The sequence below is a fragment of the uncultured Anaerovibrio sp. genome (assembly GCF_947302755.1).
Classification (GTDB): domain Bacteria; phylum Bacillota; class Negativicutes; order Selenomonadales; family Selenomonadaceae; genus Anaerovibrio.
Map to the genome: position 1 here is coordinate 1 of NZ_CAMYWM010000005.1, position 14113 is coordinate 14113.

Annotated in this window: 10 protein-coding genes and 1 pseudogene; all 11 read left to right on the top strand. The window is 48.4% G+C overall.

What is annotated here, in order from left to right:
- Positions 1-209: 209 nt before the first annotated feature.
- On the top strand, positions 210-1352 hold the full coding sequence (locus Q0Y54_RS01100) for a glycerophosphodiester phosphodiesterase family protein (RefSeq protein ID WP_297963433.1): 1143 nt from the start codon (positions 210-212) through the stop codon (positions 1350-1352).
- A 571-nt stretch (positions 1353-1923) separates the two neighbouring features.
- Positions 1924-3540 (top strand): LTA synthase family protein, encoded by a 1617-nt coding sequence (locus Q0Y54_RS01105; protein WP_366072054.1) that lies wholly within the window; start codon positions 1924-1926, stop codon positions 3538-3540.
- A gap of 26 nt (positions 3541-3566) precedes the next feature.
- Entirely contained in the window at positions 3567-4445 is an 879-nt protein-coding gene (locus Q0Y54_RS01110) for a lysophospholipid acyltransferase family protein (protein ID WP_297963435.1), read from the top strand.
- Between the two features lie 68 nt (positions 4446-4513).
- A complete protein-coding gene (gene lpxC / locus Q0Y54_RS01115) occupies positions 4514-5371 on the top strand; it encodes a UDP-3-O-acyl-N-acetylglucosamine deacetylase (protein ID WP_297963437.1) in 858 nt (285 codons plus the stop codon).
- 137 nt (positions 5372-5508) lie between these two features.
- Positions 5509-5949 (top strand): 3-hydroxyacyl-ACP dehydratase FabZ, encoded by a 441-nt coding sequence (fabZ, locus tag Q0Y54_RS01120; protein ID WP_297963439.1) that lies wholly within the window; start codon positions 5509-5511, stop codon positions 5947-5949.
- 175 nt (positions 5950-6124) lie between these two features.
- Complete coding sequence (lpxA, locus tag Q0Y54_RS01125; protein WP_297963441.1) at positions 6125-6964, top strand: acyl-ACP--UDP-N-acetylglucosamine O-acyltransferase; 840 nt, start codon at positions 6125-6127, stop codon at positions 6962-6964.
- Between the two features lie 15 nt (positions 6965-6979).
- On the top strand, positions 6980-7789 hold the full coding sequence (gene lpxI, locus Q0Y54_RS01130; RefSeq protein WP_297963520.1) for an LpxI family protein: 810 nt from the start codon (positions 6980-6982) through the stop codon (positions 7787-7789).
- 135 nt (positions 7790-7924) lie between these two features.
- Positions 7925-9085, top strand: a pseudogene (lpxB, locus tag Q0Y54_RS01135) (lipid-A-disaccharide synthase).
- Positions 9086-10816, top strand: a complete 1731-nt coding sequence (gene msbA, locus Q0Y54_RS01140; RefSeq protein WP_297963443.1) for a lipid A export permease/ATP-binding protein MsbA — start codon at positions 9086-9088, stop codon at positions 10814-10816.
- A 31-nt stretch (positions 10817-10847) separates the two neighbouring features.
- On the top strand, positions 10848-13346 hold the full coding sequence (gene lpxK, locus Q0Y54_RS01145; protein WP_297963445.1) for a tetraacyldisaccharide 4'-kinase: 2499 nt from the start codon (positions 10848-10850) through the stop codon (positions 13344-13346).
- 18 nt (positions 13347-13364) lie between these two features.
- Entirely contained in the window at positions 13365-14111 is a 747-nt protein-coding gene (kdsB, locus tag Q0Y54_RS01150) for a 3-deoxy-manno-octulosonate cytidylyltransferase (RefSeq protein ID WP_297963522.1), read from the top strand.
- Positions 14112-14113: the final 2 nt, after the last annotated feature.

Below are 14113 nucleotides of genomic sequence, written 5' to 3' on the forward strand. Positions count from 1 at the left end.
ATTCAACTAAATTCAGATGGAGTTAAAACTCCACCTGAATAAGTTATCATTTTATATGCCTGTATATGCTTTGGGATAGGACAAAAAAGCAGCCCCTGTCCACCTTGAGAATATTGTTTAAAATTTTGCCAATTGAACAAAAGTTTATAAAGTTTTTTACATTTTTATGGTATAATATACGCAGATTTAAATTTTAAGGGGGAAATAAAATGAAATTAAATCGTAAAAAAATTGCTATGGGGATTTTGGCAGCAGTATTGGCCACAGGGGCAGCCGGTATTGCCGATTTGCCACAGGCCGAGGCAAAGGTTGATTTTGCAGGGGTTTTTGACTTTGAGCCTCATCGTGGCGGCCGGGATGCCCGTCCGGAGAATACCTTGTATTCTTATGCTTACGCTATCGAGAATGGCGCAACCTGCATCGAGTGCGATATGCAGTTCACCGGGGATGGTGATATTGTAATGAGCCACAACCCAATTCTGAATCACGAGATTACCCGTGATGCCAATGGCAATTGGATTGAGAATGGTAAATATGATATCCGCAAGATGACTGTTGCCGAAATTCAGAAGTTTAACGTATCCAAGATTAATCCTAATGTTGATTATTACAAGCTTCATGGTCAGACCAGAGTTGACCCAGAGTTTGCCCAAATTCCTACCCTGGAGCAGCTCTTCCAGCTGGTAAAGGCCTCCGGTAACGAGAATGTTAAGTTCAACATTGAGACCAAGTCCTATCCTGATCCATTGCAGGTTAAGGAGCATGCAGGCAATGCTGATAAGAAGGCCTTCCTCACCCGCTTCAACGAGCTGGTTAAGAAGTATAACATGGAGGACCGGGTGGTTCTTCAGTCCTTCGACTGGGAAACCCTTATGATGGAAAAGAAGATGAATCCCAATATCACCCTTTCTGCCCTCATCGAGGAAGAGCCCTCCTGGGGCAAGTTTGCTGAGTCCCTGAGACCATTTGACAAGGAAAAATCTCCTTGGCTGGGTGGCCTGGATATTAAGGATTTCAAGGGTGACGCAGTAGCTGCCGCCCATTCCTTCGGTGCTGACATTGTTTCCCCATATTATGGTGAAGTCAGCAAGAATATGGTGGATGAGGCCCACAGCCTTGGTATGAAGGTGGTTCCTTGGACCGTTAACGATGTTAAGGACATGGAAATGATGTACGATATGGGCGTGGATGGCCTTATTTCCGATAAGCCATGGGTATTGCGTTCCTTCCTGGAAAAGAGGGGAGCCAAGCTCTATCCTAAGCATCCATTCAACTCCAAGTATCATCTGGAGCCGGACCATGTAGAGGTACAGACGGCCAAGGTTACCGGCGGTGCCGATGCCTCCTACTGATATTTTTACCGACAAGCTAATTTATTAGTAAATTGAAAACTCACCTAATTGCCATTTTAAATGCAGTTAGGTGAGTTATTTTTATTATATCTGTACATTATTATTACCTATAAGATGTCAAATGTGATAGAATGTTCCTATGTTTAAAAGTGGAGTGATTGATTTGACATTGTTTGATGCTTTTTTTATGGGGTGGCAGCAGGATATTAAGATAGCCGTTCTGCCGCCTTTAATGTGTGCAATTTTCAGGTTGGCTTTTATTTTATATTTTGGTCCCAGGAAATTCAGTGAATGGGAGGGCAAAAGACTGTACCATTGCTTTAGATATGGCTTTTGGTGGGGAATGGATTTTAATGCGTATGTTTACTTGATTTCTCTCGTTGTGGTCAGCATTCCGGGGGCGTTTTTCAGCCTGTATTTTGACCTAGGTGATACTGTGAGAGTAATGCTGGTAGTGTTATATTTGGTAGTGCTATATATCTTGTTCTGGACAAAAATGATTTTTTATTACCACTATCAGGATATTATTAATAAAAATATTTTATTTGGTAGGAATGCAGATAAAAAAAATTTGGCAGATATTTTCTTTAATCAAAATCATGGAGTCTGGATTTTGTTAAGCTTTATACCATATATTGCTGTATGTATTTGGCTGACAAACACTGTGCTTGGTATTCCAAGGTATGGTTTTTTAGTAATGGAAAATGAGTATTGGCAGTATGCCTGCAATACCTTAATGTTTTTATCTTCAGTTGCAATTTTTTATTGGTTCCGGTTTGGCGGTACGTTCCGCCACAGGTTGAAGCCGGAGTGGGATGAGGTTCCGCAGATCGTCAAGGAGGATGTGTTTCTGGGTAAAGCAACTGTTGATGATTTGATAGCATTGGAATTGGTTCTTAAACATCCGGTTCCTGAGTTTGTCAAAAAAGATGACGATGAATCTAAAGCAAGTATAAATAAAATTTGCCCGGAATTTTCAGGTGAGACTGATAATCCGTTGCTGCATTTCAGGCATATCGCCAAGGGTCCGAGGATTAATAAGCCTAAATATATTTTTTTCCTGTTAGGCGAAAGTCAGTGTCAGGCTCCCTTTGACAGCATTTATAATAAGCTTCACCTTATGGATGCCAGTAAGAAATTTCAACAGGAAAAGGGGACAGTTACATTAGCTAATTTTCAGCAGGCAGGTATGATTTCCCAGACAGCACTTGGAAGTATTTTGTTGGGAGTGTATGATTGTGATTTGGAGCTCAATGAAAATAAAGCCCTTTGGAATTGCGATATATCGAAAATACCAACAGCCATGGCTGTTCAGCTGAAAAAGCTTGGATACCATACAAGCTTTTGGTATGGTGGCAGTCTTAATTGGGGAAGCTTGATGCACTTTGTTCCCGGAGCAGGCTTCGATGAAGCTTACGGTGGCCCGGAGATATGTCCTGCCGGTTCTCCCTCCACCTGGCTTGGTGTGTATGATCATATTTTTTTAAAATCAGTGGGCGATATTATAAGGAAGAATGATGGCGATACACCACAATTTCATTTTATATACACAACCTCTAATCATGGCCCTTATAATCTGCCTTATGGTGATTATGGTCTGGATATTGATGAGCTTATGCCGGAAATGCCGGATAAGCTTCGCCGTGACACTATGGAGGCCAGAAGGTTTATGGGGGTATGCTACGCTGACCGCTGTCTTATGAATTTTATTGAGGATATGCGAAAGCAATACCCGGATAGCTTATTTATTGTTACCGGAGACCATTCGGCTGCTGTGCTTCCGTACGATAAGGGAATACTGCCACGCAATTATCAAACTATCAGGGAGAAAATGTTAACCTCCTTCTACATCCATCACCCGGATTTGACCAAGGATATGTTGGCCAATAATGTTTTGGGTGAGCACCAGAATATTTTGCCTACTATAATGGAGCTTATTGCGCCAGAGGGCTTTGAGTATTATAGTATTAAGCCGTCTCTTACGGAGAAAATAGAGCATGTGGTAACCCCATATAGTTGGATGGATATAAAATTCATAGGTTCCTATTTGGAAAAAAACCGCCAGCAGCTGGCAGAATCCAGTGATCCGGTGGATACGAAAATCAACGTGGAAGAATACTTGGAGGAACGGGAAGCATTACAGGATATCACCGGGTGGTTGGTGCGTCACCCCGAAATGGTGCAGTAGAATTTCGTCAAGGAGTATTGGTTATAATGGCATACTATATCATGAAATTTTTTAGCTGGCTGGCCTGTCAGTTTTCCATGGAAAGCTGCAACAGCTTTGGTAAATTTTTGGGAAGACTGACCTGGGCAGTGGTACCCCACAGGCGAAAAAGGCTGGCCTATGACAATATTGTCCGTTGCCTGAAGGTAGATGACAGGGAGGCGGAGCGTATCGCCAAGTCCTCCTGGGTGCAGTTTGGCCCCATGCTTATGGAGGTTTTGCGCTATCCGGAGCTGATAAAGGATGATTATATAAAAAAATATGTCACCATTGACGGACTGGAATATTTGCAGGAGGCTATTGATAAGCAGCAGGGGGCTGTAATTGCCACCTCCCACAGCGATAGCTGGGAATTGATGGGAGCGGCCCTGGCCCAGTATGGCGTGCCCCTGGTGGGGGTGGCCAGAAAGCAGAAGGATGGTGCCATGGACCGGTTCATTAACGAATACCGTACTCTGGTGGGGATGCATATTACCTATACCAGCGGGGTCAGGGAAATGTTCCAGATGATTAAGGAGGGCTGGATGATTGGCCTTATTACCGATCAGGATCCAAGCCTGCGGGATGGTATTATTCTGGATTTTTTTGACAGGAAGACAAATTGCTTTACCGGGCCGGCCACCATTGCCCGGTCCCAGGGGGCACCGATTTTTCATGGACAGATAACCCATCGGCTTGATGGGGGACATCATATAACCATATATCCGCCTATTTACGTGGAGCGTTCCAAGGACAAAAAGGGAGATATCAGAAAGGCCACCCAGGAGGTTATGGACTTGCTGGAAGGCCATATAAGAAGCCATCCCGAGGATTGGTTCTGGCTACATGACCGGTGGAAATCCGTGCGGGAAACCGGTCTGGATTAGCCCTTTTGCACTATGGTTAAAGATTTTGTATAATTAAACTTGAGATGATAAGTCAAGGAGGGCTGAATTTGAGTAATCAGACTACCCTTAACTCCGAAATAAGCTATGTGGGAGTGGGGCTGCATTCCGGTGTAGAGGTTCATTTGACTCTGCAGCCGGCTGAGGCGGATACGGGAATTGTGTTTGTGCGGCAGGATTTGCCGGGTACCCCTCAGGTGGAGGCCAGGGCGGAAAATGTTACATCTACTCTTAGGGCAACTACGATTGAAGCTAATGGCATCAAGCTGTTCACCATTGAGCATATGATGTCTGCGTTTAATGCAATGAAGATAGATAATTGCCGGGTAATTATCGATGCTGAGGAACCGCCTGTGGCCGATGGCAGCAGCCAGGTGTTCTGTGAGCTGATTAAAGAGGCCGGTGTCCGGGAGCTGGAGGCTCCGCGGCGGGAAATCATTATTGACAGGCTGTATCGGGTGGATGATGGTGACAAATTTATTTTGGCAGTGCCCTATGATGGCTTTCGGGTAAGCTTCACCTCCATTAACCCCCATCCCCTGATTGGTATTCAGTATGGGGACTATGAAATTTCCCCGGAGGAATATACCAGGGAAGTGGGGAAAGCCCGCACTATTGCCTATGAGGCTGAGGTGGAAGCCCTGCGGAAGATGGGGCTGGGCCTGGGCGGCACCATGGAAAATGTTATTGTGTACAATGATCAGGGGTGGATGAATGAACTGCGCTATCCTGATGAGCTGGTGCGCCATAAGATTTTGGATATCGTTGGTGACCTGCGGCTGGCCGGCTTTGTCCGGGGACATTTTATTGCGGTAAAATCCGGTCATGCCCTGAACACCACCATGGCCAAGCTGCTGGCCAGGGAATTTGACCCCACGCTGACTGGTGGCAAGTCTCTTCCCTCTTAGGCAGGAGACGAGCCCCCATAGCTCTTGATTAATTAGGCTGTATTCAGCGGGGGGATAAATCTCCCACTGAATAAGTCTCATTTTACAAGTAAGGTGACAGATAATATACAGTAGTAGAACAGGAAGAAGGTATTTAAATGGTATTGGAAGTTGATGAGATTAAGAAGATTTTGCCCCACCGTGCCCCATTTTTGCTGGTGGATCGGATTATTGAAATCGATCCCTTTAAGTCAGCTACAGGCATTAAAAATGTAACCTATAATGAACCACAGTTCCATGGTCATTTTCCCCACCAGGCCATTATGCCCGGTGTGCTGATCCTGGAGGCCATGGCCCAGGTTGGTGGCATAGCCATGCTTTATCCTGAGGAAAACCGGGGCAAGATTGCTCTGTTTGGCGGTATGGACAATATCAAGTTCAAGAAGCCGGTGGTTCCCGGTGATCAGCTTATTATGAAGGCCGAGCTGGTGAAGGTTCATGGGGACTATGGCCGCCTGCACGCGGAATCCTTTGTGGATGGCGTTTTTGCTGCCCAGGGGGATTTTACCTTTGCTTTACAGCAGCCTGTAAATAAGTAATTAGGGCGAAAAGTGGAGGAAAACGAAGGAAAATTTAGTATTTGCCCGCTAAATGGTCAAAAATGAGGTAAAAAGCCATGTAGTCAATTTGTGATGTTTGATGACTTATAAATTATGGCGTTAGTTATGGATTGTTACAAATCCCTACGGGCATACTAAAGGAGTGTAAGGTTATATGACAGATAATAATAATTCTGTTGCTGATATACATAAGTTTTCCGTGGTTCACCCCAATGCCAAATTAGGTAAAAACGTACAAATCGGACCATTTACGGTTATTGGGGAGAATGTGGAGATTGGTGACGGCACGGTGGTGGGGCCCAATGTGGTAATTACCGGTTGGACCAGGATCGGTCAGGATTGCCATATTTTTCAGGGGGCATCCATTGGTGAGGAGCCTCAGGATCTGAAATTTAAGGGCGAGCGCAGCTTTGTGGAGATTGGCAACCGTACCAAAATTCATGAATTTTGTACTATTCATCGGGCCTGTGGCGAGGATGAGGTTACCCGTATAGGTGACGACTGTCTGCTGATGGCCTATGTACATGTGGCCCATAATTGTATATTGGGCAATAATATCGTCATGGCCAATGCGGCTATGGTGGCCGGTCATGTGGTAGTGGAGGACAGGGCAGTGATTGGCGGTATGGCCGGCGTTCATCAGTTCGTCCGCATCGGACGCAATGCCATGGTCAGCGGCATGTCCCGCAATATCCACGATATTGTGCCCTTTACCATTGTGGATGGTTCACCGGCCCGGGCCTGTGGCCTTAATAGTGTGGGTATGTCCAGGGCGGGTATTACGGCGGAGAACCGCAGCAAAATCAAGCAGGCCTATAAATTTCTGTATCGGTCCGGTCTCCGGTTGCCTGAGGCAATCGCGGCCATTGAGGAGCAGGTGGATTCCTGCGAGGAAATCGAGCATTTGCTGGGCTTCCTCAGAAATGCCGATCGGGGCATTTGTCGGCCAAATATAAAGCACAGCTCCAAAAACGGAGATGGGGCTGAGGAGTAACAGCGGAGGATAATGATGGAAAAAATTGGTCTGTTGGCTGGTGTGGGCCGCTTGCCGGTGGAATGTGCCATGGCGGCCAAGGCTATGGGCTATGAAGTATATTGTGTGGGCCTGGTTCCGGGAGTGGATGAGGAGCTTAAGAGCTGCACCGCCGGCTACAAGGACATTAATGTGGCCCAGCTGCAGGCGATAATTGACTACCTTAAGGAAAAGGGTGTACAGAAGGTAACCATGATTGGCAAGGTTACCAAGGAAATTCTGTACAGCGGTCAGCATGTTCAGCCGGATTTGCGGATGCTGTCCCTGATATTCACCCTGCCGGACCGCAAGGATGACACCTTGATGCTGGCCTTTATTAAGGAGTTGGCCAAGGATAATCTGGAGGCCTTTGATCAAACTGCCCTGATAAAATCCCTGATACCTCAGGTGGGGGTGCTTACCAAGCGTCAGCCTACAGAGGAGGAGCTGAAGGATATGCGGTTTGGTATGGAGATGGCCAGGGAAATTGGCCGTCTTGATGTGGGACAGACTGCGGTGGTGAAGCAGCTGGGGGTTATGGCCCTGGAGGCCATTGAGGGTACTGATGCCTGCATTCGCCGGGGCGGTGAGCTGGCCCGTGGTGGGGCGGTGGTGGCCAAGGTGGCCAAGCCCAATCAGGATTTGCGGTTTGATGTACCGGCAGTTGGTACCAAAACCATTGAAAGCATGATTGCCGTAGGCGCCAAGGGACTGGTCCTTGAGGCCGGCCGAACCCTGCTGGTGGATCGGGCAAAGGTTATAGGGTTGGCTGATGCCAATGATATTACCATTGCCGTTATGGAATAACATATTGTGCAGAATATTTTAGGGACTGGAAGATTTCGGTCCCTTTTGTGTTGTATGTAAGAATAAAATATGCGATAATATATTGTAATGCTTTTTTAATGGAATTTTATGCGATTTTTACGGAGGGGGTCTACAATGAAAATAATGTTTTCTGCAGGAGAGCCCTCCGGAGATGTACACGGGGCCAGCCTGGCCCGGGCCGTGCTGGAACGCTGCCGGGAGGCTGAACTGATTGGCTTTGGCGGCCCCAAGATGGCCGAGGCCGGGGTGCGTCTCTGCTCTGATATGCGGGAATACAGCATTATGGGGGTCTGGGAGGTTATTAAGAACCTGCATCGGATATTTGCCCTGCTGAATAAGCTGGAGTCCTTTATGCGGTAGGAGAAGCCGGATATATTGGTGCTCATCGATTATCCTGACTTTAATTGGCGATTGGCCAAAAAAGCCAAGGCGATGGGCATACCCGTGTTTTCCTATATTCCCCCCTCTGCCTGGGCCTGGCGCAAGGGGCGGGCCAAAAAATGTGCGGCCATTGCCGATGAATTTGCGGCCATATTTCCCTTTGAGCTGCCGGTATATAAGGCGGCAGGAGCTAATATTTCCTTCAATGGCAATCCCCTGGTGGATACGGTGAAGCCTACCATGACGGTGGATGAGGCAAGACGCTATTTTAAGGTGGAGTCTGATAAGCAGCCGGTTATATTGCTGCCGGGGAGTCGTAAGCAGGAAATAACAATGTTGCTGCCGGCTATGCTGGCGGCGGCGGAGCTGCTGCAGCAGGATAATGGAGCCCTGACATTTTATTTGCCGGTGGCACCGGGGATTGACAAGGCACTTATTGAAGGGATTGTGGCCCACTATCAGGTAGGGGTCCATTACACCACAGATAACAATTACGATTTAATGAATATCGGCACCTTTGCTCTGGCTGCCTCGGGAACGGTGGTTTTGGAGGCGGCCCTGCTGGGACTGCCCTGTGTGTGCCTTTATCGGATGGGCAGACTTAATTATGCTATTGGCAAATTGCTGGTGGATATCGAATTTTTTACCCTGCCCAATATTCTGGCTGGCCGTCAGGTGCAGCGGGAGCTGTTGCAGGATGAGGTTACAGCCCGGAATATATATGAGGAGGCCAGGCGGTTTTATGCTGATGGGGATTACCGGGGAAGGGTAGTCGCCGGCCTTAATGAAGCAACAGCCACCCTGGGGGGGCCGGGAGCGGCGGGCCGGGTGGCAGAAAAAATTTTGGCGGCGGCGAAGCGGTATGGAAAAGACGGCCGGGAGGTTGGAAATTAAATGAAAAATTATAAGCGTTTGCTTATGTATATAAAGCCATACATTAAGCGATTGGTGGCGGCGGTATTTTGTATAATTATGGCGGCTGGGGCCAACCTGTACCTTCCATGGATTATCAAGGATATGATTGACAAGGTGCTTATGGACAGGGATATGTATATGCTGAACCTGATTGCCGTAGGTATTTTGGTGGTAATGTTCCTGCGAGGGGTCTTTTATTACGGTCAGAGCTATTTGGTGTCCTATGTGGGAGAAAAGGTTATAATTGATGTGCGGGGAATTCTTTTCCGCAAATTTCAGCGAATGCCCCTGTCCTACTATGACAAGCAGCAGACCGGTACGGTAATGAGCTATATTACCAATGATGTGAGTGCCATGCAGAGTGCCATTGTAAATAACCTGATTGAGATGGTTACCGAGGCCTCTATTTTGGTGGGTTCCCTGGTGATGATGGTGTATCTTGATTGGCGGCTGAGCCTGCTGACCCTGATGACTATTCCCCTGGTGGGCTATGCCATGAAGATTTTTGGCCGGAAGCTGAAAAGCTCCGGTACGGTCATTCAGGAGCGGATGGCGGATATTACCTCCATGCTGCAGGAAAGCATTGCGGCTATTCGGGTGGTAAAGTCCTTTGTGCGGGAGGCTTACGAGATTAAGCGTTTTGACCGGCAAAATGTGCTGAATTTCCAGGCGGCCATGAAAAACGTTAAGCTCATGAGCCTACTTACCCCGACGGTGGAGTTTTTGGCGGCTGTGGCCGTAACCTTTATTGTGTGGTTTGGCGGCTACGAGGTGGTCAATGAGACTATTACCGCCGGTGAGCTGGTGGCCTTTCTTACCTACGCCGTTAATTTGGCCAATCCGGTAAAGCGGTTAAGCCGGGTGTATGGGGCAATCCAGAAGGCCATGGCCGCTGCCGAGCGCGTGTTTGGTATAATGGATTTGGATGAGCAGATTAAGGATAAGCCTGGTGCCAAGCTTCTTCCTAAGATAGAGGGCAAGGTGGTATTTGATAATGTGACCTTCTCCTATTCCGACAGTCAGGCGGCCCTGTCCAATGTAAGCATGACGGCGGAGCCGGGGCAGATGATTGCCCTGGTAGGACCCAGTGGCAGCGGTAAATCGACAATTGCCAATCTGATACCACGCTTTTACGATATAGATTCCGGTTCTATTTCCATAGATGGCTATGATGTGCGGGAGGTTACCACGGATTCCCTCAGGGAGCAGATCGGTCTGGTGCCCCAGGAAACCATGCTGTTCAGCACCAGCGTTATGGAGAACATCCGCTATGGCCGGCTGGATGCCACCGATGAAGAGATTATTGAGGCCGCCAAGGCCGCCAACGCCGATGAGTTTATTCGGGAGCTGCCGGAGGGCTATGATACCAAAATCGGCGAGCGGGGACTGAATCTGTCCGGCGGTCAGCGTCAGCGCCTGGCCATTGCCCGAGCTATTTTGAAAAATCCCCGGGTGCTTATTCTGGATGAGGCCACCTCGGCTCTCGATACAGAAAGTGAAAAAATTGTTCAGGATGCCCTGGACAAGCTGATGGTCGGCCGGACCTCCTTCGTTATTGCCCATCGCCTGTCGACGATTTTTAATGCGGATCAGATTTACGTGGTGGAAAATGGCCATGTCATTGAGCATGGTACCCATGAGGAGTTATTAGCCAACAATGGGCTGTATAGCAATCTGTACAATATTCAGTTCCGCAGCAGTAATCCGTAAAATATTGGTTGTTTGAGGAGAAAATAATTCTATGCTCCATTTAGTGTACAATGTTGTAGGTATACTGATTGTCATTTTAATGATACCGGTATTCTGCATTCGGGCAGTCCGGGAAAAGGGCTTCGTGGAACGAATCAAGCAGCAGCTGGGCTTTCTGCCCAAGCATGCCCTGGATAAGGTGGCCCGCAAAAATTGTATATGGGTTCATGCAGCCTCCGTCGGTGAAATTGTGGCGGCCAGTCCGTTGATTAAGGAATTCCACAAGGAATTTCCCCAGAGCCCCATTTTGGTCTCGGTGTTTACCAACAGCGGCTATGAGATGGCTAACCGCATCATAAAGGATGCGGACAGTATAATTCATTTTCCCTTTGATTTGCCCTGGCTGTCAGCAAATTTGCTGTATCGGGTCCGTCCCCGGGTGTTTATGCCGGTGGAGACGGAGCTTTGGCCCAATTTCCTGCGGGCCTGCAAGAAGCTGGATATTCCTGTTCTCATGGTAAATGGCCGCATCAGCGACAAAAGTGCCAAAAGCTATCGCTATATGATGGGGCTGTGGGACGAAATCCTCAGCTCCATAAAGGTATTTGCCATGCAGTCCAACGTGGATGCAGAAAATATATTGAAGCTGGGGGCGGATCCCGACCTGGTTACCGTAACGGGCAATACCAAGTTTGACCAGACCTATACGGATGTAAGTCCGGAGGAAAAGCACAATCTTTTATTGGAGCTGGGGCTGGAGGATAATCAGGGGGTGCTGTTGGCCGGTTCTACCCACAAGGGAGAAGAGGAGTACGTCATAAGGGCCTTCAATGAAATCCGCCGGATATACCCCAAGGCCAAGCTGGTAATTGCCCCCCGGGCCATTTTGCGCACTAATGCCATATTGGAAATTTGTGATCAATACTGCTTTAAGGCTGTTACCAGAACCCAGCTGCAGGAGAAGTTTTCCACGGACCATGATGTGGTTATTCTCAATACCATTGGCGAATTAGGCAAGATGTACAGCGTGGGTGATGTTATTTTTGTGGGGGGTACCCTTATTCCCCACGGCGGACACAATATATTGGAGCCGGCCGCCCACGGCAAGGCCATTATCGTGGGCGAAAATATGCAGAATTTTAAGGACACCCACCTGCTGTTTAAAAACCGCAATGCGGTAATAACCGTTAAATCAGGTGAAGAATTGGCGGTGGAGGCCCTGCACCTGTTCAGGGATGATGGGGAGCGTCATCGCATGGAGGCCGAAACCCTGGCTATCTGTCAGGAAAACAAGGGAGCCGCCCATCGGACAGCAATTATCCTTAATGATCTCCTGACCAAGGTGGAAATGAACAAGGTAAAGGCCACGGATAAATTGGAGAATTTCCAGACCTATTTCATGCAGATTATTCATAATAAGGAACCACAGGGCTTTTTTAACCGCTGTGTAATGGCCATTTTGTTTATTCTGTCCAAGGTGTACAGTATGCTGGTAAACCTGAAGCTGGACAGCTATAAATTCGGTATTTTGCCGACCAACAGGCTGGACTGCTTTGTCATAAGCCTGGGTAATATCACTGTAGGCGGCACAGGCAAAACCCCTACAGCGCAACGGCTGGCCAAATATATCCGGGATATGGGCTACAAGGTGGTTATCCTGAACCGGGGCTATAGGGCCAAGTGGCAGGGGGAGGTTGGCCTGGTATCTGATGGCAATCATATTTATATGGAAGCGGATCAGGCCGGTGATGAGGCCTATATGTTGGCCAAGCATCTGCGGGAGGTTCCGGTATTGATTGGCCGGGACCGGTATAAGACCGGCCAGTATGCCGTGGAGCACTTCGGGGCCGAGGTGGCCATTCTGGATGATGGCTTCCAGCATTGGAAGCTGGCCAGGGATTTGGATGTGGTTCTCATTGATTCCGTTAACCTGTTTGGTAATGGCTACGTATTGCCAAGGGGGACCCTGCGGGAGCCCATTACCCATCTGGAGCGGGCTGATGTGTGTCTTATGACCAAGGTGGACCAGGGCCAGCCGGGCTTTAATAAGTACATCAGGGATCAGATTGCCAAATATGGCAGCAATCCTACGGTGGTGGAAAGCATTCATCACCCCCAGTCCTGCATTGAGCTGTGTGATTGGAAACGGAATGTGGCCAGTGAGGGCATGTCAATTTCCGTCATAAAGGGGAAAAAGGTGGTGGCCCTGTCCGCCATCGGCAACCCCTCCTCCTTTGAGCAGACCGTGGCCAGTGCCGGAGCGGATATTATCGAAAGCTTCCGGTTCCCGGACCATCACGAATATACCCAGGAGGAAATGGTGGATGCCATGGAGCAGGCCGTCCGTCAGGGGGCTGAGGCCATAGTAACCACCGAAAAGGATGCGGTAAAGCTGCCGATGGAATTTTTGGCAGCGGTGCCGGATGACAAGGCTATTCCGGTATTGATCCTCACCGTAGAGGTGGTATTGCAGAATGGCAAGGAAGAATTTCAAGCATTGCTGCAGAAAAAAATTGCTGAAAAGCTGGGGCAGCAACAGGTTAAAGAATAAAGAGAGGCTGATATGTCAATGAATACACTTTGTGTAATTCCGGCGCGGTTTGCATCTACCCGCCTGCCAGGGAAGCCCCTGGCAGATATTTGCGGGAAGCCGATGATATCCCGGGTTTATGAGCAGGCAGCCAAGGCAAAACGCCTGACAGGGGTAATTGCCGCGGTAGATGATGAGCGGGTTTATAAAGCGGTGGTGGACAACGGTGGTCAGGCCATGATGACGGCCAAGGACCATCCCACGGGCACCGACCGGCTGGCTGAGGTGGCGGCAGCCCACCCGGAGGCAGAGCTGATTATCAATGTACAGGGTGATGAGCCCATGATTGAGCCGGCACTTATTGATGAATTGGCGGCAGCCTTTGATGATGACCCGGATTTGCAGATGGCCACGGTGAAGTCGCCGATTACTGATCCGGCGGATATGAATAATCCCAATAACGTAAAGGTAGTTACTGACCGGCAGGGCTATGCTCTGTATTTTTCCCGCAGCCTTTTACCCTATCCCCGGGAAAATACCGGGGTAACGGTGTATAAGCACATTGGCATTTACGCCTACAAGCGGGATTTCCTGTTAAATTATGCCAGGATGGAGCCTACGCCTCTGGAGACCACCGAGTCCCTGGAGCAGCTGCGTGCTCTGGAAAATGGTTATAAGATAAAGGTTATAACCACTGATTTCCATTTTGTCGGGGTGGATACCCGGGAGGATTTGGAAGCGGTGAATATAGCATATAAACAGCGTTTAAATGGGCAGAATGCCTAACG

What these genes read in the sequence shown, in the direction of transcription:
- kdsB (WP_297963522.1), top strand. Translation starts at nt 13,365, where the DNA reads ATGAATACACTTTGTGTAATTCCGGCGCGGTTTGCATCTACCCGCCTG.
- lpxI (WP_297963520.1), top strand. Translation starts at nt 6,980, where the DNA reads ATGGAAAAAATTGGTCTGTTGGCTGGTGTGGGCCGCTTGCCGGTGGAA.
- Q0Y54_RS01100 (WP_297963433.1), top strand. Translation starts at nt 210, where the DNA reads ATGAAATTAAATCGTAAAAAAATTGCTATGGGGATTTTGGCAGCAGTA.
- msbA (WP_297963443.1), top strand. Translation starts at nt 9,086, where the DNA reads ATGAAAAATTATAAGCGTTTGCTTATGTATATAAAGCCATACATTAAG.
- fabZ (WP_297963439.1), top strand. Translation starts at nt 5,509, where the DNA reads ATGGTATTGGAAGTTGATGAGATTAAGAAGATTTTGCCCCACCGTGCC.
- lpxA (WP_297963441.1), top strand. Translation starts at nt 6,125, where the DNA reads ATGACAGATAATAATAATTCTGTTGCTGATATACATAAGTTTTCCGTG.
- Q0Y54_RS01110 (WP_297963435.1), top strand. Translation starts at nt 3,567, where the DNA reads ATGGCATACTATATCATGAAATTTTTTAGCTGGCTGGCCTGTCAGTTT.
- lpxK (WP_297963445.1), top strand. Translation starts at nt 10,848, where the DNA reads ATGCTCCATTTAGTGTACAATGTTGTAGGTATACTGATTGTCATTTTA.